This is a genomic window from Methanolobus sp. (assembly GCF_030682845.1).
Lineage (GTDB): Archaea > Halobacteriota > Methanosarcinia > Methanosarcinales > Methanosarcinaceae > Methanolobus.
On record NZ_JAUXNK010000002.1, the window covers coordinates 1 to 24540 of the forward strand.

The following is a 24540-nucleotide window of genomic DNA, read 5'->3' on the forward strand; positions in this document are numbered from 1 at the left end:
TCTCCTTTTGCATAACGTAACTGAGCCGTTTCCAGGGCAGACATATCCTTTGTTTGACCCTGAATCCTGTTCTGGTCGATGAACCACTTTACCAGCAGCACAATTCCTATTGTTACAAGTATCCAGAATATCAGGGCCATGAACATCGGCAAAAAGCCTTAATAGCCCATCATACCATTCATAAAAGTCATTTCTATAGCTCCCAGTACGCCAGTTCACCAGACGCATGCATACATCACAATAAAATCGAAAGAAAAGGCATCTTAATCGGTACCTTTCTTACGCCCGCGAATCCACTTCACAAGCAAAACAGCGCCTATGCTCATTAAAAGCCACTTTGGAAGAAGCATCAATTTCTTCGCTAACCAACCCGTTACTAATGCTTGTATCATTTCTTATATTCCCCCTAAGTAAAAATTCCTTTTTTACATTATTACTCTATTTTAATATCTGATATATCTTTTGATGTCTGACTCACATTGAAAGTACTTTACATTCGAAGTGTTTTTGCATTAATGGCAACAATAACCGTACTGATGCTCATCAGGAAAGCCCCGGCTGCAGGTGAGAGAAGTATGCCGGAAGTGTAAAGTACGCCTGCAGCCAGGGGAATTGCAAAGGCATTATAGCCGGTGGCCCATAGCAGGTTCTGGAACATCTTGGAATATGTTTTTCTTGCCAGCACTGCTATATCCGCAACATTGCGAGGGTCGTTCTTCACCAGTACGATGTCTGCGCTTTCGATAGCTACGTCAGTACCTGCACCTATGGCAATCCCCACATCAGCCTGTACAAGTGCAGGGGCATCGTTCACACCGTCTCCGACCATCCCCACAATATATTTTTGCTGTACTTCCTTTACTTTCTCAGCTTTCTGATGTGGCAGCACCCCTGCAAAGTATTCATCAAGTCCAAGCTCTTCAGCCACCCACCTGGCAACGAACTCATTATCTCCTGTAAGCATCATGCACTTTATTCCCATGGACTTAAGTTGGTCTATGGCTTCCTTTGATTCTACCCTGACAATATCTGCAAGTCCCAGAGCTCCAAGCAGTCTGTCATCCTCGAGAAGGAATACAACTGTTTTACCTTGCCCTTCTACTCTTCCTATGTTCTCATCATTTACGTTTATTCCTTTCTCGCGGAGATAGCCAGGACTGACAACTTTTAACCTTCTACCGTCAACGAAACCCTCAACACCTTTTCCAGGAAGGGAATTGAAATTCTCCGGGCCTTTGATCTCAAACCCTTTTATTTTGGCACTATTAACGATTCCCACGGCAATAGGGTGTCCTGAATTTGATTCAAGTGAGGCGGTAAGTTTCAGTATCTCGTCCTGGCTGATATCTGCCAGGGTTACTATATCTGTGACCCCGAACTTTCCTTCAGTCAGAGTCCCGGTCTTATCAAATATTATGGCTTGCAGGTCTTTTGCTCTTTCAAATGCCTGCCGGTCTCTTATCAAGAGGCCGGAATTAGCCGCAAGGGAAGTTGATACTGCCACAACTAAGGGTATGGCAAGCCCGAGGGCATGAGGGCAAGTTATGACCATGACAGTCACTGCCCTCTCCAACGCAAAGACAAAAGGACTTCCAAAGTATATCCAGGCTGAAAGGGTCAGTATACCCACGCTCAGCGCTATTATTGTAAGCACCAGCGCCGCCCGGTTTGCCAGATCCTGCGTCTTGGACCTGCTGCCCTGCGCACTCCTTACAAGCTCGATGACCTGACTCAGGTAGGTATCCTTTCCTGTCTTGCGGACCTCTACATCAATAGACCCTTCACCATTTATAGACCCCCCAATGACTTCATCTCCGTCCTTTTTTGAAACCGGCAGGGATTCACCTGTAAGCATGGCTTCATTAACACTGGTCCTGCCTTTGGTAACAACACCATCTACAGGCACTTTTTCTCCGGGCTTGACAAGTACCCGATCGCCCACTTCAAGCTCGTCAACCTGCACGTCCACAATCTCATCATCTTTTATCAGGTGGGCCACAGAAGGCATTATCCTCACCAGTTCTTCAAGCGCCCTTGAAGCCCCCATCACAGAGCGCATCTCGAGCCAGTGCCCAAGCAGCATGATGTCTATAAGGGTGACCAGTTCCCAGAAGAACATCTCCCCTTCAAGCCCGAATACCACTGCAGAACTGTATATGTAAGCCACAGTTATGGCTACCGCTATCAATGTCATCATTCCGGGAGTTCTGCTCTTAAGCTCACTGATAAATCCTGTAAGGAAGGGGAACCCTCCGTAGAAATATATCATCGAGGAAAGTACGAACAGCACAAATTCAAAACCGGGGAATGTTAATTCAAAACCGAAGAAGCCCTGTATGTGGGGCGACAGAATAAGGACCGGGATGGTAATAGCCAGAGAGACAACGAATCTTCTTTTGAAATCTTCCATCATACTTGCATGGTGGTCCTTGTGCCGAGACTGCTTCATTATCTCGTTTTGTTTTTCAGGCTCCTCTCCATCTGTTCTATCTTCATGCATGTGTTCATGATTTTGATTCATACTGCTATCACTACCTGTATCTCATCCATTCCTGGCAAGCCCCTATCCCCTATGCCTGTAGCCATTAGATGGGAAAATGTCCGGATAGTTCTACTCTGGTTGTACTCTAGTATTGACTCTAAACTATTTGTTGGTGCTATTATATAAGCAGTCATCTTTGGGATAGAAAAAGTGCGAGCGTAGCTGTAGCTTAAACAATGCATAAATATCCAGAACGCCATTCTTAACGTATAGGAGAAAATGCAATATGAAGAAGACATCAGGTATATTACTTATTATTGGGATTGTTGCTGTTGCAGTCCTGACATCGGGATGCACGGATAATAATAGCGGGATTGAGGAGAATGGCGGAGCAGATGTTCCTGAAGGGCAGGATGCGCCGGCAAACGACGTCCCGGCACTTGAACCCATAACTTCCGTGTACACAGAAGATAACAATACAGGAACTGCCAGAGCTCTAAAAGGAGATACTATAATAATAGAACTTCAGGAGAACCCAACTACAGGGTATTCGTGGAACCTTTCGGCAAGTTCCGGTCTCTCACTGGTGGATGACAAGTATGTGCAGGACTCTGCAGAAGAGGGGATGACAGGTGTCGGTGGCGTCCATGTCTGGACTTTTAATGTTATTGAAGATGGTGTTCCGGAAATTTCAGCCGTCTACAAACGCCCGTGGGAGGATATCACCGGTGAAGAAGATACTTTCGAGCTCACAGTTCATGTCATGCCTCAGGAAAGCATGATAATGGCAACAGGTACTGTGATCTATGTTGACCTTGAAGGAGGATTTTATGGGATAGCAGGTGAGGATAACACAAACTACGATCCAGTGAACCTTGAAGAGGAGTTCAGGGAAGACGGACTAGAAATAGAATTCACTGCATATCCTGTAGAGGATATGATGAGTATCAGGATGTGGGGTCAGCTAGTAGAGATAAGGTCTATTCAATAAGCTGCATAATAAAGATGAATGACATGCCTGCAGCACATCCTGCAGGCAGGTAACTTTTAATTAGTACTTATCAGGGAATATTTTTAACTTGCAGAAGAAGTATCTGTCGGGAGAAAATCAGATGAATAGCAAAGACACAAAAAAAGAAACACCTGTAAAGGATATTGAAGTACCTTCAATTGATAGCGAAATAGATAGCTGGTGTGAAGTGCCTGAGGATGGCCCGGATGCAAAAAGTGCCGATGACCTTGCAATAGATGCATGGTGCAAAGGATCACGAAGCAATAATAAAGATAATGAGCTTTCCAAGAAGTAATGCAGATAGGGCAGCAAGTACAATTAATTAAAAAGTGAAATCATCTGTATACATGATCTGTAAGGACAGAGGCACCCAAAAGCGTGGTGGTTTTCAGGGTGCCTCACCTTTTCCTTGATCTGCGTTTTTCCGTTTTTCCAATGTACCGTTTTTCATTCCTATTCGTTTTTGCAACCAACCACCCAGGAAAATAATTTTCCCGGATCAGTGGTATAACGCACAGATTGTGCCTATCCTACAAAAAGATACCTATATAGGTGTTTAAATATAAAAAATTCCTCTATATAGATTTGCTCTACCTGATATTTCCAGACTCAAAATGGTAACAAGGGTAAAAGGAAATATAAGTCACTCGAGGTTCATTTTTCTTCTTATTTCGACTATTCCTGACCAGCAAAAAAGCACATCGAAAATTACTATATTGGCGAAAGAGATATGAGCTTTAGAGGCACAACAAGATGTGAGGCCAAATGGGAGTGAGAAGATGAGAAAATTCACAAGAGAAGAACTTTCAAAGTATGACGGGAAGACATTAAAAGAAATATATGTAGCTTACAAAGGGAATGTCTATGATATGACCGGCAGTGATACCTGGATGGACGGGGAGCATTACGATCATGAAGGCGGACTCGACCTTACTCAACAGATGGATGATGCACCTCATGCAGACGAGGTCTTTGAGGAGTATAAGATCATCGGAGAACTAGCGGATTGAATAAGACTGCACAGTGCAGCCATGGTCAGATGTCATCCGGCTGTTCTGTTCTCTATTGAAACATCTCTGAGTTGATCTGTCACAGGACAGTCATTAAGTATCCTGCAATCTTCAGGAATGACAGGCACCGGATTGTCAATACCGGGATGACTGCAATAATATGATGTCCCGGCTCTGGTCCGGCCAGCAATCCCTGCACATTTGGTGTATAATGGTATGGATTTTCTATAATTGCATATTGAACAGTGTATATTATCATCTCCGGTTGTATGTGGAAGAATCGAATCTGTGCATGGACTATTATACATACTATATTATAAATAATTTGCAGCGTTCTGATTCGCAACTGTCACTATGAGATGCTGAGTAATTATATATAGTACCCTGCCAGTATTATAATGGGGAGAACGGGGTGCGAAATGTCCATGAGACACTTTTCTGAGATATGTGCAGACCAACCAACAGTATTGCTAACAGACCAACTAGCATCAAGTATTAAATTATCTCAGTTTCGCGCCTCTTACCCACAGTGAACGTGTTTTGGTCCTGCCCTCCAAAGAGCTTATGTAATTTTGTGTTATCTTCTCTTGAGGTGCACATAAATATGAAGTTCCTTTACTGTATTATTTCATTTGCTGCAGGTATTCTGATCGGACTGGGACCGGCCATGCTCGTTGCTGAGCCTGTTATGCTTAAAGAGCTAAGGATCACGGAGAGCTCGGCTGCGATCGGAATGTTCAATGAGAGCAGTAGTGATCAGCAACTTTACTCCTATAGTTTCCTACTCTACAATGGAAGAGACCAGTCCCTACAAATTGATACTGTTGAACCTGTTTTTGGGGCGGGCATTTCAAGCAGGATTATTACAGAGAATACATCACTCGATATTAATAGGACCGTCGGCCCCGATTCCTCCATTACAGTTGAAGGACAAGTTGTTGTTGATATAACTGGCCTGACAAAAGAAGATATCTTTGGGTTTGAGCCTTTTATCGATCATGTAGTAGTCAGGTCTACAGAAATAGTTGATCATCCATAGAATTTATTGGTATTTTTGGACTGACTTTTTAAAGTTTACGCGCAAAAACGCATTTATTACGGTAATTATATATAAATCTAAGTTTATACTATATTCTGTATATGATTTCCAGGGCCAGGCATAAAATACTCGTTGTTGATGATGAGCTGCTGAATGTAGAGCTTATGCGTGCATACCTTAGTAACGACTATGATGTTATTACTGCCTATAACGGCAAAGATGCGCTTGGAAAAGTGAAAACTGAAGAACCGGATATTATTTTACTTGACGTGATGATGCCTGACATGGACGGCTATGAAGTTTGCAGAATTATCAGGCACGATTACAAGATAGATTTTATCCCGATAATTATGATAACGGCACTTACCTCAAAGGAAGATCACCAGAAAGGAATTGAGGCAGGTGCGGATGAGTTTTTGAAAAAGCCAGTGGGCAAGTTCGAACTGGACCGGAAACTATCCTCTCTTTTAAGGATCAAGCAGCAGCATGATGCTTTACTCATGGATCGCAACAAAGCTTATGACTATATGGATTACGTAGGCGTGCTGATTGCAGTTCTGGATAAGAACTACAATCTTGTGCACATCAATAAGAAAGGTTCGGACTTCCTCGGATACAAAAAGGAAAGGATAGTTAATAAGAACTGGATAAGTTCTTTCGTACCTGAGAATTATTCTTCTGAAGTGAGAAGGTCCTATGATGACCTGTTGAGGGGCTTCACTAAAAAGAATGAGTATCAGGAGTATCCCCTTATAGTAAGCAGCGGCGAAGAGCGCCTTTTCCTATGGTATGATTCTCTGCTCAGGGATGAGGAGGGCAACTTCTCCGGGATTCTGATATCCGGTGAAGATGTCACTGAAAGGAGGAAGGCAGAGGTCCAGTTGCACGAATACGCCCGTCAGCTGGAGCGCTCCAATGAACTCAAGGATCTCTTTACTGATATTCTGCGACATGATCTTTTGAATCCTGCAGGACTTATAAAGTCATTCAGTGAGCTCCTGATAGATGTCGAGATGGATGAAAGCAAGAAGTCCATTATTGAGAACATCTCAAAGTCCACTAACAAACTTATCGATCTTATTGAAGGTGCCGCTCATCTCGCAAAACTGGAATCAATTGACGAGATAGGATTTGTCAGGATGGATATTGCTTCCATGTTGATGGACTCTGTACACAATTTCTCACTGGACATGCAACATAAAGGGGTTAATATTGATCTTCTGTTTGAGGGAACATATCCTGCTGTAGTTAATCCTATGATAGAAAGAGTATTCAGCAATCTGATGTCAAACGCCGTGAAATATACTGCTGATGAAAGTAACATCAAAGTAAAGATAGATGATGTGGGCGATAAGTGGAAAATAAGTGTCACGGACCAGGGAGATGGTATTCCTGACAAGGACAAGCTTGCTGTGTTTGAGCGCTTCAAACGTCTGCATAAAGACAGCGTAAGAGGCACTGGTATAGGGCTTGCAATTGTCAAGAGGATAATTGACCTGCATAACGAGCAGGTTGGGGTGCTTGACAACCCGCAAGGGCAGGGGAGTGTTTTCTGGATGACCCTGAAAAAAGCAGAGTAAAGGTTCTGTAACTATAATGCGGCATCTCTGTGCTCGCGTGCATGCTGATTTTCGAAACTTATATATGCTTACCTGTACAATGACAGTCAATCAACTGTATAAGAGTGATAATGTGATAAGTGTCAACGAAAAGGGAATTGCGATCATCGATGAGATGCTTGACTGGGAAGAAGAGCTTAAGATAAAATCCACCGAGCTTGACAACGGTGCAACGATCATCGACTGTGGTGTCGATATGGAAGGCGGCTATGATGCGGGCATGTACCTGTCACGCTTATGTGTTGCTGACCTTGCAGATCTCAGTTACACTAAATTCGATATTGGCGGGCTTCCAATGCCTGCAATACAGGTTGCCACAGATCATCCGACAATTGCATGCATGGCCTCCCAGTATGCAGGCTGGAGAATCTCCGTAGGCAAATACTTCGGAATGGGCTCCGGTCCTGCAAGAGCACTTGGTCTCAAGCCAAAGGAGCTCTATGAGGAGATCGGTTACAAGGATGAATCCGAATTTGCGGTACTTGTCATGGAATCAAGTGCCCTTCCAACCGAAGAGGTAGTTGAATATATAGCCAAGCACTGCAGTGTCGACACAGAGAATGTTTATATTGCTGTTGCACCCACAGCTTCCATTGCAGGATGTGTGCAGATATCAGCCCGTGTGGTCGAGACAGGCATACACAAGCTTGAATCCATCGGCTTTGACATTAATACCATTAAGAGTGGCTTTGGTGTTGCCCCCATAGCACCGATAGTAGGAGACGATACAAAGTGCATGGGTTCCACCAACGACTGTATCATCTACTGTGGTGAGACCTATTACACTGTAGAGTACGGAGATGCTGAGAAACTCGAGGAATTCGTAAAGAAGGCACCATCCACAACCTCTAAGGACTTCGGTAAGCCTTTCTATAACACCTTCAAAGAGGCCGGCTTTGACTTCTTCAAGGTGGATGCAGGCATGTTCGCACCAGCAAAGATCACAATAAATGACCTCAAGTCCAAGAAGTCCTTTACCAGCGGAAAGATCAATCCGGGTATTCTCCTGGAATCCTTCAAGGTAAAAGAAGTGTAATCAGTAATCCTTTGAAAAAGGTTAGTATTCAAAGATTGGATCAATGGCAGTATCTTTTGATACTGCCTTTTGATACTACCTATCATCTTCTATAATCTCCTATAATTCCCGTCATCATACATCCACGCATTGACCCCGCATTAAACCAAATGTTAAATGGGAATCTAATTTTTCTGAAATGGAACTGGTGGATGAATTATGCCCAACTATTTAAATATTTTAACGAGCAAAAACATTGATATCTGACAGACCAGATAAAGACTGAGTTGTAGTTTACCAAGGTGATTGGATGGAAAGAGTATACAAATATTATCCAGAAGATTTTGGAGAATTAACTGTAAAAGTCGTACACATGGACCTTCTTTTCGATATTTTTGCCGATCACACAAAGGTAACATCCCATCTTAAATTAAAAACCCTTGACAATCCCATCAATGACCTGGAGCTCAATTGCAAGAACCTTGAGATTCTATCCATAAGTTGCAGGGAGTATGATATTGATTATGAGTACCGGAAAAAAGAAGATATCCTCTTGATCAGATTTAGCCAGGTAATACCTGAAAACACAGAGATCTTGATCACTACTCAGACTATCTGCAGACCTACAAATAATATACTGGAAGGACTCTATTATGATGAAACTCCTGCAGGCGCGCCACCACAGCAGATTACCCAGTGTCAGCAATGGGGATTCCAAAGACTTGTCCCATGCATAGACGACATGGAAGCAAAATGCACCTATACTACAATCATCATTGCCGATAAGAGATATACAAATCTCATAACCAACGGCGATATTAAAGAAACAAGGCATTCGGTTGGGAGTGAAAGAGACAGAATCGTATATGACAACTCGATCACCCCTATGTCTACCTATCTGTTTTTCCTGGGTGTTGGGACCTATGATACATTCAAAAGGGAATTCGAGTATCCGGATGGGCATACCTTTGACCTGGAACTGTTGGTGCCTCCTGGTTCTGACACAGTGATAGCTCAGAGAGCTCTTGATGTTCTCTGCGATTCTGTTATGTGGGTCTATCTTTTCACAGGTAGTCCTGAGCAATACGATGAGTTTGAAAAGCGCAAAGAGATCATGGACCTGGTTCGGGAAAGGGACCAGCTTAAAAACAAGGCGAACAGTGCTGATGAACAGGTCGAAAAGATCAGAGAGGAACTGAAGAAGGCAGCAGGATTAATACAAACCGGATACAGATATACAGGTACCGTTTACAGGGAGATCGGAATGCAGAATTCCAATTTTGGCGGTATGGAAAATGTAGGAAATACAACTATTACCACCAATCGCATAATGCCCTTCCCTCAGATGACCGACGGTGCTTTTGAGTATATGATAAAGGTGAAGGTTCATGAGTTTTACCACAACCTGAACGGCTCCGAGGTAACAGGGAAAAGTCCTTTTGAACTGTGGCTTAACGAGGCAGTTACCGTCCATATAGAAAGAAGATACCACGCATACCATTTTGGAGAAGCATACAGTCGTCTTGAAGAGGTCCTTGAGCTCCTGGCTCCCGGCTCCGGAACCTTTGCACTTGACAGAGGAGCAGCCTCCATGCCTATCATTCCAGATGGATTCAATGACCCTGATGATCTTATAACTTCAGTGACCTATGTAAAAGCCCCGGAATTTGTAAGCATGATAGAGACCCTGATGGGGAAAGAAACATTTGCCAGGGCATTGAATGTCTATTATTCCAGATATAAACACTCAAATGCTTCAAGCTGGGACTGGATCGAAGTAATGGAAGAGGTTTCGGGACAGGAATTTAAAGATATGGCAAAGACATGGCTGAAACAGACACAGTTCCCGTTGCTCCATGTAAAGTCTTCCTATGATGAAAATGAAAAAATTTTTACATTATTCTTAGAACAGGAAGTTCCAGAAAAAAGGACATTCTGGGATTTCCCGGTTTGTGCAGCCCTTGTAGACAAGGAAGGGAAGGATCTTGCCAAAGTTATGGATAGGATGGGGGATAAGGAGAAAAGGATAGTTATCAAGAACGTGGACAAACCCGCTTTTTTATCTCTGAACCGAGGGTATTCTTTTTTTGGCAAAGTGGTTCATGATGTGGATATTGATGAGCTGGTCTTGCAGACCAAAAAAGATCGGGATCTAATAAACAGGTTCATTGCGTTCTTCAAAATAGTGGATATAGAAAAAATGAAACTTATTGAGGACACAAACCGTCTTCCCTCAAAAGAGTTCACAGACCTCTATCATGAGCTTATCAGGGATCATGACCTCATGAAGGAAGCAGGAGCTCAGTTCCTGACAATCTTTGAATCTGTTGAGGATGAGAAACTTGCACACAAATACCAGTTGTTATTTGAGGTTAAGCAAAAACTTCTCAAAGCAATAGCAAGCAAACATGAAGATTCCTTAATATCACTCTATCGGACTTACAATGAAAAGGATAATAAAAGTCAGGATTACCTAAATGAACAGATAAATGCAATCAAGGATCGCCAGGTAAAGAACAAATGTCTCTCTGTCCTTTCAACCCTTGATATTCCCACAGTCCACGATATGATCCGGAAACAGTTTGAGACTGCACGGAGTGCTACGGATAAATTAAGTGCTTTTGGTTATTATCTTGACAGTTCGGCACCTGACAGGATTCATTTTATGCAAGCTTTCCAGAGAGAGGCTGAAAAACATCCGGTAAGTTGGGAAGCCTTCTTGAGGGTTATAGGAAGTAATAGTAGCGGGGATGTAATTGATCTGGTAAGACAGGTTGAACAATGCAAGGCTTTCAGGATAGAACAGGCAAATGACCAGCGAGCTCTTTATGGAAGTTTTGCATCGAACCGAAAGAAATCTCTGCAAACCGAAGAGGGACGAAAACTGCTTGGAGATATAGTTCTCAAGCTGGCCAAAGTCAATGAGTACAATACCGTAAACATACTCAATGTCTTTGCCAATATTGATAAGATGGAAGACAAATATCACATACCTCTGGTGGGAATGCTGATTGATTTCCTGGATCAGCTTGATCCGGATCATACGCCAAGCGTGTACAACCGCATCAGGAAGATACTGATCAATACTCCAAAAGCCAGGAATAAATATGAAGAGATCAATGGAAAAATCAACTTGGTGTGAACTATCTACCCAAAAGGGAGGAAGTTCTGGCCAGGTTAATGTCAACTACTCTTCCCTGCAAGCCTTGAACCGTCGAGGAAGGAATAGTTCAATTGACCACATAATTTTGCTAGTTTTTCACAGAATCTTGAATAAAAAAGGTAATCAGATCTTACCTTTTGATGATCCTTTCCTTCTGTATATGATGCCCAGAATTCCGGCAAGGGCCAGCCCTGGTAAAGTCTTTATTGCAGTGTCTTTCCAGTTGGCAGTGATGTCCTGGGCGTCCCTTTTATGGCCTGTGGCTTCAGGGTCATTGCCTGCGATGCTGTCCGTTCCATACTCTTCTGTATCCGGGTTCATTGCATCTGCACAGATCATGAAAGGGGTAAGATGACTGCTCCCACGAATGAAGAGGCTGTCCGATAATTCCAAAAATACTTAAATTACATTTACAATGATTTAACAGCGTTACTCATTAAATTAAATATGATAGAAGTTAAATAATAGAAAAGCCAACTGTAAAATACGGGCATGGTATGATGCACGTAGGTTCTTAGCAGAAAAGCCCCATACGGGATAAAAAATATTTCAAAGACCGAGTCGCCCTTTGATACCCTTACAGGGTGCCTCGGTCTAATCTAATCAGAAGCTTTCTGATTTTTAAAATTTATCCGGTTAGCAGAAGCATTATGTTTGCTCTATTATTAGGGCAAGCTCTGAAGCTTTATAGAACGACAAAAAGACTTTTAGAATATCATAGTCGTATACAGATAATATCAGACATTAAAAAGCCAAGGATAATTTTGCAAAATTCAATAGAAAATCATTTTGATATCTTCATCAAATGCAATCTCCATCTTGTAACACTCCTTTCCAAGACCGCATATGTCCCTTCTCTCTTCTGTTATCTCAAATCCTACCTTCTGGTAGAGGTTGATTGCAGCTTCATTGTCTTTTGCAACATACAATATGATGCTGTCGATGGAATTCAATCTCATTTCTAGTATACTTTTTTGCAACAGCCTGACCCCAATCCCCTGTCCTCTGCATCTGGCATCGACAGTGAATGAATAAAGTGTTGCGGTTTTCTTCAGTCTGCCGGATGAGATGGAGGGTGTTATGAAATATAGACAGTAGCCTTTAACCTCATTATGATCAGTATACACATATGTAGTCTTATTAAAAAGATGGATATATCTTGAAAATCGTTTTTCATTTATTTCTATAAAATTATCATTATAGAGCCTGATGACCTTACTCAGCATCTCACCGCTTATATTATCTACATACATGTCGGATATCTTGACCCATTTCCGTGTTATAAGGCTGCCAACTGTCAACTTGAATGCCGTAATCGACTGCCTTCTGATAACATGTAGTTTACAAATGATTCCTCTTGTAAATATTGCCGCTGTCATAATCAGATTACATTGTATAGGTAGAAATGAATGGAAATCGTCATTAACGCTGTTAACATACTAATATTCGTATTTACTCTTAAAATGTTTGCGGCACTATGTTTCGAAACATGGCACAAGATTTACTAAACTCTGCGACACCTGATTCAAAGTTGATACTTTTATTCTTTCATGCAAAGATAAATTAAAGTGCAACGTTTTAGATTGCGAGGTATTAATTTCATGAAGTCACTCAGTATCGCTGCGCTATAAAATGATTATCAACTATAATATTGATCCACTATGAAACTGTCATTGATATTAAAAAAGTGCTTTTTTATAATTCGATAGTATTTATGTTAAAGGGAAATTGGGGTAAAGGAAGAAATGAATAGATATGAACTTCATTTGGTTGAAACTTCAAAAGAATCATGATACAAAAATATAATTTAGCTTACTTTGAGTCTGAAACGCCAGGCTTCTCGCCATTCTCTATTGCAGCGTATGCATCTTTAGTCTGGTGATCATGGTGTGTGCTGTTCTAGTTAGGAGGAAGAGGATATAAGGCTTCACTTTTTAACAAGAGGAGGTATTATGAAAGTAATGAGCACTTCAAAAGGTATAGGCGGCCAGCTCACTGATTTCAGGAAACTGGTGGAAGCTTCCAAAAGGATAACGTTTGTCGGATCCGTAGGATTCTGCACTCCTTTTGCCGAACTGATGGCGTATGTTATCCGGGGCAGCGCCATGGAAATGAATTTCGTGCCTGATACGAGGCTGGAGGATGCAAGGTCCATAATTTCAACGCCTTCAGGCATGCAGCTTGGGGAACTGGCTGACTTCCATGCCGATACGGTTGTCCTGCTTGGCGGGCTTGCGATGCCAAAGATCGGGATCGAGCCTGTAAAGACGAAAGAAATGATCGATTCCATTCTTGAAGGCTCTGAAAAAAAGCTGATCATAGGAGTATGTTTCCAGTCCATCTTCCAGAATCAGAAGTGGCCGGATACAATAGATTTCGACTTTATTATTGATGCGGACCTAACAAGTGAAGTTAAGCAGCCCTGAAAAGGCTTGAGATCACTTTCATTGTTGCATCCGTATATAGATTATTCTATCCACGCATCCACAACCACATGCCACACACCAGGGGAATACTTCTTCACCTTCCGGCATTCCCTTATCTCCACCTGCCTGCCCTCCCGCAGCGCCGCTTCCATTATCCTGGAAACGGGCCTCTCGAACATCAGTTTCTCCGGCACCGTCTCATGGTAATGCAACATACCACCGGTACTTTTGATGGCCCTTATACCGTACTCCAGATACTCGTGGGTAGTGCCTACATATCCCATCAGCACCCTGTCTGCAACACCCTGCGGAGTAAGTACCGCACAGTTCCCGTTCAGGGCTTCAACAACATGTTCCACTTTGTTCAGCCGGATATTTTCCTGCAGGTATTCGAAGGATTCCGGGTTCAATTCTATTGCATATATCTTCGAGGGTTTTGAGTGGAATGCAATTGGTATTGAAAAGTAGCCGATGCCTGCAAACATGTCAACTATTGTCTCATTTGAACCTGCCTTGCTCATAATGTTCTTCTCGTAAAGGTTACCTTTTGAGAACATCACTTTTGTAACATCGAGCCTGAAAAGACAATTATGTTCCTTGTGAGTGGTTTCCGTAGATGTCCCTTCCAGGATCTCCCTCTTTGGCTGCCTGAACTGTCCCTCAATTCCCAGATCACGTACAACGGTATGGCAATAAGGGTATATCCCGAGCAGTTCCCGGGCTATGAGGTGCTTATGCTCTTCTATACGCTCATCTATGCTGACAACAATTATCTTTCCCACGACATGCCAGCCGGAAGGGATCAGCTTCAGGTCTGTTTCAGGGATGGTCCCCTCAAGGCGTGTCCGGAGAGACTGGGACTTGCCGTAGTATTCAGGGCTGTGCTGTTCAATGGTATCCATGCCTGTAATTTCGCAGATGACAGGTATTTCCAGGAAATCTTTTCCATCCAAGGTGCTTTCCTTTATTTTTCTTTCATGGTCCAGCACTTCCATTTTTAAAAGTTCCTTTCTTATGGCCTCTGCTTCTGAAACAGGCACTACAACTGCTCTTTTTACACTCATGATCCACCTGTCTGATTGACATTGTTATGCAAATACTTTATGATGCCTGGAATATTATTCGCTACTCAGCGAACATTTATATAGATTGTTTATTAATTACGTACTACATGAATAATGGAGACAGTACTGCTATTTTTTCCACAGAAGCTGGTTTCATTGCACTGAACGGTTCTGTCAAAATAAAGATTCTGGATTTCTTAAAAACGGGTCCTCGCTCTTTTGATGAGATTGTCATCCACACCGGGAAGGCAAAGGCCACCATATCTGTCCACCTCAAAGACCTCAAATCCTGCAACCTTCTGGAGGAACAGATAGACCCCGATGACCGGCGTAAAAAGATATATTTCCTTAAATGCCAATACCTTGCATATTCCCAGGAACCCGGTGTCAGGCACTACACGGATATGCTGGATATCATCGCATCCCGTGACATTGGGAAATATGGCAGCCTCACATGCATATTCTATGCAGTGCAATACGGTTTCCTTGCTCACGGCATCAACTGCACTCCCATAATGCGGGACATTGGCAGGGATGTTGGAAAGAGCCTTTCACGTAACCTTACTTCAATATATCCTGACGACCTGTTCGAGGAAATGATGGTTTTCTGGGAAGCGAACAATATAGGCAGGTTCTCAGTTGTAGGAAGAGATCCTCTGAAGATTGCTGTCTATGACTTTTTTGACTGCAGGTCGCTTCCCATAAAAGCCAAAGTGATCTGCTCTTTTGTGCAGGGCGTTTTTGAAGGTATCTTCAGCGACAAATTCGAATCACAATGCACCATGGAAATAATCTCTGATTGCACTCAGGGCTGCGAAGCCTGTCTTTTTGTCATGCGCTGAACTTACGCTGCTTTGATAACTCCCAGTTCCCCTTTTACATGCCTGCCAATGGCCGCAACAATGCCCGGGCCGTCCGTGCCCTCACGACAGGTTATTATATGCTCCATCAGCCCAAGACGCTCAATACCGAAAATGTCCCTTGCGTGTCCTGTCTTTTTAATAGCTGCCTTGAGTTCTGATCGGGTCACTGAATTGGCAGTCACATGATCAAAACCTGACTTCTTCCAGTTCCACAGGATATCAAGTTGCTTTTTCGACAGGTGGCCGGTGATATTTTTTGTGTCCTCTATCTCTATTTCCAGCGGGACATGAAGTATAATGCCAAAGCGTGAGGCTACCTGCTGCGCGTCTCCGGTCCCAAGCGTTACTAGGCTCTTCTGCATAATGGTCACCGGTACTCCGATATCGATTATAATGTGGTCTTTTTCGATAGAACTCACATAACCTTTACAGATATCGCCCTTGTTTACTTTCTTCAGAGGTGAACCATATTTGTCAACAAGGAAATTAGCAGCAAATTCTTCATCCTCACCGCTTATCTCCAGGGTGAGCCACCCTTGCTCTGATATCGATATCTGCGATTTTGCATCAAGCTCCTTCACGTCGTTATCAATAAGGATCTGTGCAGCATGGATGGCACGCTCCCTGGTGCCATAGACGTTGATCAATAACTGGATATTTGTCATCTTTACCCGGATTTTACTTTCTGCTTCATAACAGTATCGAATATATCCTGTATCCTGGACAATCTGTCCAGTGAGGTATCATCGATCTCATTTTCAGACTGTTCGATATTCGTAATTAGTAGCTGGATGTCACGGCTGAAAGGGCCGATCTTTCTCTTCACGGCATCAGGATCTGCACCATTATGCTTTATTTCTTCATAAACACAGCTTATGTTGCCATAAAGCCTTAATATCCTGTCTTCAAGGGAGTCGGGATTAAAAGATACTTCCGTTTCCTGCTCTGCCATATCTTCTTCCAGACTCTCAGCCATCTCTCCTTCAAGCGCTATTATGAGGTTTTTGAGCGCATCCACTACCTTATACCCATGCTCTGTCAGCTCTACGTATTTTACCCTTCCCTCGACAGAGAACCTGACAAGATCATGTTCCTCCATTTTTGAGAGTATCTTGGTGGTATGGGCGAACGTTGAATTAATTTCCTTGGTTATGACCGAGGCATAGGTCTTCTGGAAAGACCAGATAGCAAGAAGTGCAAGTACGGGTTTCTCCTGTAAAAAAAGTTGTTCAGCATATTCGTTTGTCATCAGTATCCCCTGCAAGCCCAGGATAGGAGCTTATGAATGTAATGATTAATATTAGATAATCAATTATATATTAATGGATATATCATTATTGGGAAAATAGTATATATGCTTATCGGAGCGAGAGCAATACGTTCTCTATCTCGCATATGTCTGCATCCGTCTTGAACGAAGTCCCGCTGAAATGTGTCCGTGATGCAGCAAATCCCCTGTCTCTGAGCACATCTAAAAAACCTTCTATCCCTGTTGGTGAGACGCCAATTTTTTTGCACATGATATGCTGGTCATAGAACATCGGAATATCCAGTTCATCCCGGCAGAGTTCTACCAGTTTCCTTGCCTGCTCCTTTGTGCCCAGGTTGCGGGTATCTATCTCCGCAATGACCTCATTGCAGAAATCCGGCTGGTGCAATCTGCCAAGCCAGAGTGGTCCTGCAAGTATTCTTTCAGAAGGGCACCTTGGACATCTTTTATCAATGAATGTGGAAATTCCCGCAAAGGCCTGCCTGGAACCGCATGACGGGCAATGAGCTATATAGCCGACCTGTTCCAGCATGCTGTCAGTCTTCTTTGCTCCCTTCTCTATCCTAAGGTAGGTGCGTACATAATGGCGCGTTGCATGTGACAGCAGCGGATCCATGGCCTTGTCATTGACAGCCAATTCCCTGGCTATCTTTCCCAGCAGGATGCGCACTCCCATCTCGTTATGATATTCGTTGTTGAAAGGAATTGCAGCATACTTGCGGATGCCTGAATGCAGGTGTGCACCACACAGCGGAGCGGTATCAGTTGCAGTTATTTCGAGTAAGTGCACCACAGAGCGTGCAGCTGCAGCCATGAAGGGCGCAGGTGTCCCGAAGGGATCGATATCCACGATGTTGAACCTGTTCTCATGAAGGAGCACATTGGCATTTTTACGTGTTGCTTCAACCCTGTGTTCCAGGTTAAGATTATTTATATTTTGACGGATGAGTTCGTAAGCATCTTCACTCCAGTCATTCAGAGTTGCATGGATGCCTGTTTCATTGGCGATCCTAAGTCCGCGAATCCCTGATGCCGAGAGTGCATCAACATATCTTATGTCCTCCAGGGCCATATCACGACGGGCAGAGAGTTCCCTGGCAAAAGCAGATGTAGCAGCCACGGAAATATCCCGGTTGAGTTCCATGGCAGGATTATAAAAAACAGGAGCCTGGGAAGGTGGAAAAGATACTCCTTCCTCATGTACCGGAACGAGTATTTCGGTTTCACCTTCTCTTACAGCTCTTATGTTCATCCGGTTCCCAGAAGGTACTTTGTTATATAACGTTAATGGTTCCTTTCATCCTTTCTTCGTAACCCTGTATCTTGTATGTATATGTACCGGTCTCGTTGAAAGTATGTACATGCCTTCCTCTGTATCCTATGGTCTGGTCCTCCCACAACTCTTCATTGCTTATGAGCACAAAGTTCCTTGTAGGACTGTTAAAATTGATCCAAACAACCGAGTCGCCAGAGTTTATAGTCAGGTTCGCTGGCAGAGCGAGGAAGTTCTCAAGGCGCACAGTATATGTGCTGGGGTCTGTTGAAGGGACAACAGTGACTCCGCTGCCGGTCCCAGTTGAAGGGGTTCCATTGTCAACAACCGGAGTCTCCTCATCTGCAGGTGTTTCGTTATCAACTGCAGGAATTTCCTCATCTATCGTTTCGTTTTGTTCTCCCTCTGAGATGTTTTCGTCCGTGTCATCCTGATCATTATCTGACACGCAGCCGGCAACAAGAAGAGAGAATAATATCATTAGTATAGCAATCCATTTCAGATTCATGACATCACCTCAATTAAAATAGGGTTTTGGCAGTATAATAGTTTCCTATTGTTTCCGGTCAGGCCTTTATGAGCATGACATCGATCTTTATTCCATCATCTGGATCATCTATATCTATAAGGGCTGCAAAACCTGCTGCAGCCATTCCGGGGTTGACGACAATGGTCCCGTCATGCTCCTCGACACCTCTTGCCTCATGGATATGCCCGCAGACCATCAGACTGACATTTCCCAGGTACTTTGCAAGCGATCTGCATCCAACATGTGTGTCCCCGACGGCATCCAGTACGCCGTAAGGCGGGGCATGGGTAAGAAGTACTATTGGCTGTTTGTAGTCCTGGGCATCCGACATGAGCTTTTCAAGTTTCTCCCCGATGTCACATTCTTCTATCTCAAAGGGTGTGCAAAAAGGTGTGGGGTTTGATCCGCCAAACCCCACAAAAGTGATCCCTCCGAATGTTTCCAGCTTATTATGGAGGCTGACAGAAGAGTTATCAAGGATTTCCATAACTGACAGAGGGTCACAGTTCCCGGGCACAGCCATAACCTTATGTCCGAACATGCCAATGAGCTCTGATACCTTTTCAGAGGGGCCGAAATTGGTGATGTCCCCTGCGATTAGCACTGCGTCTACATTGCCTGCCTTCTCAAGCAAGGCTTTGATAGAGGAGTAATTCCCGTGGGGGTCTGCTATTGCAAATATTCTCATGTCGATCTGCTGTTCTTTATGTCAATTTGTCTCTTAGAAAGACCTGTCGCCTCCAATAAGCCCTCCCAATCCTCCCTTAGACTCATCCCTGCGCTGATAAGATGCCGCAGCCATTATCCTGTCCGCAAGACGTGAGAACGGCAGGCTTTGCAGATATATGGTGCCAGGACCTTTCAATGTAGCAAGCACAAGCCCTTCCCCACCGAACAGGGCATTCTTGAAACCGCCTACCAGTTGAATATTGTAATCTACTTTTTCGGAGAACGCAACGATGCATCCTGTATCGACCCTTATTATTTCTCCTGCCTGAAGGTCTTTCTTGATGATCGTGCCTCCTGCATGAACAAAGGCCAGCCCGTCACCGGTCAGTCTCTGCAGGATAAAACCCTCTCCTCCGAAAAGGCCCGCACCTATCTTTTTAGTAAGGGCTACTTCGATCTCTATACCTTTTGCCGCGCACAGGAAAGAGTCCTTCTGGCACAGGAAGCGTCCACCCACTTCTTTCAGGTCGATGGGTATTATTTTTCCCGGGTAGGGTGCCCCGAAAGCCACGTATCCTTTTCCTGTTCCTTCGTGGACATAACTGGTAATGAAGAAACTTTCACCAGTGAGTGTGCGTTTCAACCCTTTGAGTAGTCCTCCGCCGGTGGATGTTTCCATTTTGATCCCGGGCCCCATGTACATCATAGCGCCTGCTTCGGCTCTTACAGACTCGCCGGGATCAAGCTCGATCTCAACTAGCTGCATATCATTTCCGATAATCTGGTAATCAATCTCATCTGCCATTTTTGTTCCTCTGTGGGATAGTTTATCTATTATTAAGTATTCCGGAATTAATCATTCTTAGTTTGGTGAGCCAACTTTATTAATTTATCTGCATTGGCACTGAATTCTACCCGGAAAATCCTCTTTGTCAATACAGGCAATACATAGCATTTGGTGAAGTGCGCAACTGAACTTGAATACCTTAATATATGTCTTGTGCATAAACAGTTGTTGATTATTGTGTCTGAAGATGAAAACCAGCTTCCGTTTAAACACTATCTACTGGGTTTATCTGCCTGCAAGCACGGTGGGCAGTTGGGTCAGGTTTCCGAAGAAGCAAAAATCCCGGAATCAGATATTCTTGATTTCAGCGCGAGCCTGAACCCTCTTGGAAGTCCGTTCAGGTCTAAAGAAAGCGGCCTTGATATTGAAGCTCTTCTAGAAAAGGCAACCGGCAAGCTGGAACAATATCCGGATAACAGGTATATCGAATTAAGGACCGCAGCCTCCCGTTTTGCAGGGAGCGGGGTAGAGCCGGACAATATAGTACCCGGTAACGGTTCATGTGAACTGCTCAGGCTTATACTTGAATCTGTTGTCGATGAAGGTGACATGGTCATAGTTCCTATGCCCTGCCCTGCCGAATACTACCGAACCTGCGAAGCTCTCGGTGCTGTGCCTCACAAGATCAAGCTGAATGAAATACTCCAGCTGCCCAAGAGGACACTTGAAAGGGCAAAGGCTGTCTTCATCTCAAATCCCAACAATCCTTCAGGTGACCTGGTATCCCGAGAAAGGATCCGTGAGTTTGCCATAAGATGTGCTGAGCATGATACCTTGCTTGTGGTGGACGAGTCTTTTATAGAATTATCCGACCCTTCCCAGAGTGTTGCAGACCTTGCTGCAAAGAGAGATCATCTTTTTGTGACCCGCTCGATAGTGAATGCTTTCTCCCTGCCGGGCATCAGGTTCTCCTACGGCATCACTTCTTTGCCTATGGCTGCAAGGCTGAATGCTGCACGACTTTCCTGGAACATAGGGTCAGTCACTGAGGAGATTGCCACAGCTGTTCTTAATATGGAAGGGGGTATGAACAGCAGTTACCTGGTTAACTCCCGCAGGTTCATCAGAGAGGAAAGGCAGTACATAATCGAGCGCCTGTCTTCATTATATGGTTTCAATCCTCTCAAAAGCAATGCCAATTTCGTCCTGGTGGACATGAAAGAGCATTTCATGGATTCGGAGCATTTTACAAAGTGCTTCGCTTCCCGCGGAATCTTTTTCCGGGAGTGCAGTGATTTCTTTGAAGGGCAAAAGCACTTTATCCGCATATCAGTGCGCTCAAGAGATGACTTTGAGAAATTAATATCCCGGCTGGATGATGTCTACGCAGAGTTTAGCAGGGAGGAAGCCTGGGAAAAACTAGTGGAAACCCTTGAGCAGGGTCCTGAGAGGGTTGCAGCAACCCGTGGCACATGTGGATACTACCCGTGCCATTTTCTCGACCAGGACTGCACTTTCTGTTTCTGTCCTTTCTATGCCTGCAGCGATGAGAGAACAGGCGGGAAATGGATAGATAGTGCTATTGGCGGTAAGGTCTGGAGTTGTGAATATTGTACACTGCTGCACCAGCCGAAAGTGGCAGAGAAGATACTGGATGTCCTTATGGAGGATGGGGATACGGATGAGAATATCCGTAAAGCATGGATCGAGGTTATCCTGCCTCTATTATGACCGAAAAGTGTATTGATGGAATCATTATATTAAAAGAACTAATATATATTTATAAAAAGAGTTTGTGATCATCGTGACAGAAAATACGCCCTCTCTCCCGGTAAAAGAGCATCTGTTGAAATTCGAGCCCAGTGCTCATGGTGGATTGATACGCAAAAACTCCCAGAAATACGCAATTCCGGAGAGCGAGATCCTTGATGCGAGCGCAAGCCTGAATCCCTTTGGGACTCCCTTTAAGTATCCCTATACAGGCCTGGTACTTCGTACGTTACTTGACAGGGGGCTTCAGAAAATGGAGCAGTACCCCGACAACCGCTATCTGGAATTCAAGGAGGCTGCGGCAAAGTTCACAGGCATGGGCATCAGGCCTGAGAACATAATCCCCGGCAATGGTTCTACCGAGATAATCCGGCTTGTTGCGGAATGCGTTGTAGGAAAAGGTGACATCGTACTGATCCCGCAGCCTACCTTCAGCGAGTACGAAGTCCAGTGCAGGGTGCTTGGTGCAACTATAAAGTACATCCGTCAGGAAGACCTTCCGGATATTAGTGGTGATGTCCTTGAAGAAGCAAAGATGATCTTTGTGTGTAATCCTAACAACCCCACGGGAAAACTCCTTACCCGCGAGCAGGTAAGAGAACTTGCTCAAAAATGCGCCCGCCACCACACTATTTTGTTCCTCGATGAGGCTTTCATAGAACTTGCCGACCCATCACAGGGTGCCGCAGATATGGTCGAAGGTAATGAGTATTTTTTCATACAGCGCTCCCTCACAAAGGCTTTCGCTATCCCAGGTATCAGGATGGGATTTGGTATCGCATCCAGCAGGTTTGCAAAGGTGCTTGATAATGCAAGACTTTCCTGGAACCTGGGCTGCATAGCTGATACTGTTTCAACGGCTCTGCTCAATATGGAAGGCGGGATAAACAGCAAATATCTTCAGGATTCCAGGGATTTCATTAAGGCCGAAAGGGAATATCTTATGGAAAAACTGGATCGCCGTGGATTCAAGCCAATCGAGAGCACAGTAAATTACATTTATGTGGATATCTCCGAATTTTCCATGGATTCTACCGAACTGACAGAGCGTATGGCTGCACATGGTGTGCTCATCCGTGATTGCAGTTCATTCCAGGAGTCGGGCAAAGACCATATCAGGGTCGCTGTCAGGACCAGGGAGGAGAACAAGCGCATAGTGGACACTATAAGGCAGGTGGTGTCGGAATGGGGAAGTGAGCAGGCAGAATCCATGCTTCACGATAACCTTGCAAAAGCCGCGACCTGTGGAAGGCTTGGCAGCAACCTGAGCTGTGATTATTATCCCTGTCACTTCGAGGGCCAGGACTGCACTTTCTGCTTCTGTCCGTTCTATCCGTGTAATGATGAGCGCACCGGAGGCCAGTGGATAGAGAGCTCAGGAGGCGGGAAGGTATGGAGCTGCCTCTATTGTGAAATGGTCCACAGACCTGAGGTGGTCGATGATATGCTTTCTGTCCTGACAAAGGAAGGTTGCAATAAGGAAAGCGTAAAGGAAGCCTGGAAGAAAGCCATGGAGACTCGTTTATGATCATGCCGGTGATGCCGGGGGCAGAGGATCTCATAATCATTCTTTTCCTGGCCTATGCCTATGATCTTATGCTCAACGAGCCTCCTTTTGCCGTTCATCCTGTGGTCTGGATGGGGAAGCTCATTTCCAGGCTTAAGGATGCGGCTCCTGCAAAGCACAGGAGGCTGTACGGCATATTCCTTGCTCTGGTCACCATTGGCTTTGCATCTGCCCTGGCATACGCAGTGATGCTTGTCCTGAGCGTCGAATCAATACCGAGGGTCCTGCGGTTGCTGGTGGCTGCTTATTTCCTTAAGGCGACCTTTGCTGTCAGGTGCCTGTTCGAGGCAGGCAACAAGGTACGCAGCAGGCTTGAGGCAGGTAAGCTTGATGAAGCACGCAGGGAAGTATCCATGTATGTTAGCAGGGACACCTCCCGGCTGGATGAGAACCATGTGTCTTCCGCTATAATCGAGACAAGCTCCGAGAACTATGTGGACGGGATACTAAGCCCTCTGATGTTCTATTCGTTCTTCGGTCCATTCGGACTGGTCGCTGCTTACGTCTTCAAGGCTGCCAGTACCCTGGACTCCATGGTCGGTTACAAGAACGAAAAGTACCTGAAGCTGGGCTGGTTCTCTGCAAGAACTGATGACGTATTCAACTGGATACCTGCACGCATCTCGGTCATTTTCATCTGTATAGCGGCTGTGGTCGTGAACTTGTTCTCAGGAAACAGGAAAAAGCTGAGTGCATCAGATGCACTCAAACTCGGGCTGGCAGAGGGACTGATGACCCCTTCCCCTAATTCCGGGTTTCCCATGGCTTCAACAGCAGGCGCTCTCAGGGTGAGGCTTGAGAAACCGAACACCTATCTTCTGGGGGAACGATATAAGTCGTATCCCGTGGCAGAGGATATATGGCTTACCTCAAGGCTTATACTGACCGCTTCGTTTATGGCGGTTGGGGCATCTGCATTGATGATCTATTTTATCCTTGGATGAGTTGGCAGGTATATAATAACAAATGATAAAAGTGATAG

At 44.4% G+C, this 24540-nt stretch carries 22 protein-coding genes; 12 read left to right on the plus strand and 10 right to left on the minus strand.

Annotated elements, in window-relative coordinates:
- Nucleotides 1–490: 490 nt before the first annotated feature.
- Nucleotides 491–2521 carry a heavy metal translocating P-type ATPase gene (locus Q8J68_RS00035; protein ID WP_305309527.1) on the minus strand — a complete coding sequence of 677 codons (2031 nt, stop codon included), beginning with the start codon at nt 2519–2521 and terminating at the stop codon, nt 491–493.
- A gap of 247 nt (nt 2522–2768) precedes the next feature.
- Between Q8J68_RS00035 and Q8J68_RS00040 the strand changes: the two genes are divergently transcribed.
- From Q8J68_RS00040 to Q8J68_RS00070, 7 genes are all read left to right on the plus strand, one after another.
- A complete protein-coding gene (locus tag Q8J68_RS00040) occupies nt 2769–3473 on the plus strand; it encodes a protease inhibitor I42 family protein (RefSeq protein ID WP_305309528.1) in 705 nt (234 codons plus the stop codon).
- A gap of 121 nt (nt 3474–3594) precedes the next feature.
- Nucleotides 3595–3789 (plus strand): hypothetical protein, encoded by a 195-nt coding sequence (locus Q8J68_RS00045; RefSeq protein ID WP_305309529.1) that lies wholly within the window; start codon nt 3595–3597, stop codon nt 3787–3789.
- A 484-nt stretch (nt 3790–4273) separates the two neighbouring features.
- A complete protein-coding gene (locus tag Q8J68_RS00050) occupies nt 4274–4504 on the plus strand; it encodes a cytochrome b5 domain-containing protein (protein ID WP_305309530.1) in 231 nt (76 codons plus the stop codon).
- 604 nt (nt 4505–5108) lie between these two features.
- Nucleotides 5109–5543, plus strand: coding sequence for a hypothetical protein (locus Q8J68_RS00055; protein WP_305309531.1), 435 nt, complete (start codon nt 5109–5111; stop codon nt 5541–5543).
- A 101-nt stretch (nt 5544–5644) separates the two neighbouring features.
- A complete protein-coding gene (locus Q8J68_RS00060) occupies nt 5645–7123 on the plus strand; it encodes a response regulator (protein WP_305309532.1) in 1479 nt (492 codons plus the stop codon).
- A 112-nt stretch (nt 7124–7235) separates the two neighbouring features.
- The gene (gene mch / locus Q8J68_RS00065; protein ID WP_305309554.1) at nt 7236–8198 is read left to right on the plus strand and encodes a methenyltetrahydromethanopterin cyclohydrolase; all 963 of its coding nucleotides are present in this window, start codon (nt 7236–7238) and stop codon (nt 8196–8198) included.
- A 289-nt stretch (nt 8199–8487) separates the two neighbouring features.
- Complete coding sequence (locus tag Q8J68_RS00070; RefSeq protein WP_305309533.1) at nt 8488–11319, plus strand: M1 family metallopeptidase; 2832 nt, start codon at nt 8488–8490, stop codon at nt 11317–11319.
- A gap of 144 nt (nt 11320–11463) precedes the next feature.
- Here Q8J68_RS00070 and Q8J68_RS00075 read toward each other — a convergent pair whose 3' ends face one another.
- Together Q8J68_RS00075 and Q8J68_RS00080 are read right to left on the minus strand one after the other, a co-directional pair.
- Nucleotides 11464–11661: a hypothetical protein gene (locus Q8J68_RS00075; RefSeq protein ID WP_305309534.1), complete on the minus strand. Its 198-nt coding sequence runs from the start codon at nt 11659–11661 to the stop codon at nt 11464–11466.
- A gap of 452 nt (nt 11662–12113) precedes the next feature.
- Entirely contained in the window at nt 12114–12593 is a 480-nt protein-coding gene (locus Q8J68_RS00080; protein WP_305309535.1) for an N-acetyltransferase, read from the minus strand.
- A gap of 699 nt (nt 12594–13292) precedes the next feature.
- Between Q8J68_RS00080 and Q8J68_RS00085 the strand changes: the two genes are divergently transcribed.
- Complete coding sequence (locus Q8J68_RS00085) at nt 13293–13766, plus strand: DUF2124 domain-containing protein (protein WP_305309536.1); 474 nt, start codon at nt 13293–13295, stop codon at nt 13764–13766.
- Between the two features lie 41 nt (nt 13767–13807).
- Here the strand turns inward: Q8J68_RS00085 and Q8J68_RS00090 are convergent, their stop codons facing one another.
- Nucleotides 13808–14830 (minus strand): class I SAM-dependent methyltransferase family protein, encoded by a 1023-nt coding sequence (locus Q8J68_RS00090; RefSeq protein ID WP_305309537.1) that lies wholly within the window; start codon nt 14828–14830, stop codon nt 13808–13810.
- 107 nt (nt 14831–14937) lie between these two features.
- Between Q8J68_RS00090 and Q8J68_RS00095 the strand changes: the two genes are divergently transcribed.
- Nucleotides 14938–15672 carry an ArsR family transcriptional regulator gene (locus tag Q8J68_RS00095; protein ID WP_305309538.1) on the plus strand — a complete coding sequence of 245 codons (735 nt, stop codon included), beginning with the start codon at nt 14938–14940 and terminating at the stop codon, nt 15670–15672.
- A 2-nt stretch (nt 15673–15674) separates the two neighbouring features.
- Here the strand turns inward: Q8J68_RS00095 and Q8J68_RS00100 are convergent, their stop codons facing one another.
- From Q8J68_RS00100 to Q8J68_RS00125, 6 genes are all read right to left on the minus strand, one after another.
- Nucleotides 15675–16358: a DUF2110 family protein gene (locus Q8J68_RS00100; RefSeq protein ID WP_305309539.1), complete on the minus strand. Its 684-nt coding sequence runs from the start codon at nt 16356–16358 to the stop codon at nt 15675–15677.
- Between the two features lie 2 nt (nt 16359–16360).
- Nucleotides 16361–16942: a MarR family transcriptional regulator gene (locus tag Q8J68_RS00105; RefSeq protein ID WP_305309540.1), complete on the minus strand. Its 582-nt coding sequence runs from the start codon at nt 16940–16942 to the stop codon at nt 16361–16363.
- 109 nt (nt 16943–17051) lie between these two features.
- A complete protein-coding gene (locus tag Q8J68_RS00110) occupies nt 17052–18215 on the minus strand; it encodes a tRNA (guanine(10)-N(2))-dimethyltransferase (protein ID WP_305309541.1) in 1164 nt (387 codons plus the stop codon).
- Between the two features lie 22 nt (nt 18216–18237).
- On the minus strand, nt 18238–18744 hold the full coding sequence (locus tag Q8J68_RS00115) for a hypothetical protein (RefSeq protein WP_305309542.1): 507 nt from the start codon (nt 18742–18744) through the stop codon (nt 18238–18240).
- 58 nt (nt 18745–18802) lie between these two features.
- The gene (locus Q8J68_RS00120) at nt 18803–19453 is read right to left on the minus strand and encodes a metallophosphoesterase (protein WP_305309543.1); all 651 of its coding nucleotides are present in this window, start codon (nt 19451–19453) and stop codon (nt 18803–18805) included.
- A gap of 33 nt (nt 19454–19486) precedes the next feature.
- Nucleotides 19487–20239 carry a TIGR00266 family protein gene (locus Q8J68_RS00125; RefSeq protein ID WP_305309544.1) on the minus strand — a complete coding sequence of 251 codons (753 nt, stop codon included), beginning with the start codon at nt 20237–20239 and terminating at the stop codon, nt 19487–19489.
- A 294-nt stretch (nt 20240–20533) separates the two neighbouring features.
- Here Q8J68_RS00125 and Q8J68_RS00130 point away from each other — a divergent pair, with 294 nt between their 5' ends.
- The 3 genes from Q8J68_RS00130 (at nt 20534) to Q8J68_RS00140 (ending at nt 24502) form a co-directional block, all read left to right on the plus strand.
- Nucleotides 20534–21952, plus strand: coding sequence for an aminotransferase class I/II-fold pyridoxal phosphate-dependent enzyme (locus Q8J68_RS00130; protein WP_305309545.1), 1419 nt, complete (start codon nt 20534–20536; stop codon nt 21950–21952).
- Nucleotides 21953–22025: 73 nt separating this feature from the next.
- The gene (gene cobD, locus Q8J68_RS00135) at nt 22026–23519 is read left to right on the plus strand and encodes a threonine-phosphate decarboxylase CobD (protein WP_370867565.1); all 1494 of its coding nucleotides are present in this window, start codon (nt 22026–22028) and stop codon (nt 23517–23519) included.
- Entirely contained in the window at nt 23516–24502 is a 987-nt protein-coding gene (locus Q8J68_RS00140) for a cobalamin biosynthesis protein (protein WP_305309546.1), read from the plus strand. Before cobD ends, Q8J68_RS00140 begins: the two co-directional genes overlap by 4 nt.
- Nucleotides 24503–24540: the final 38 nt, after the last annotated feature.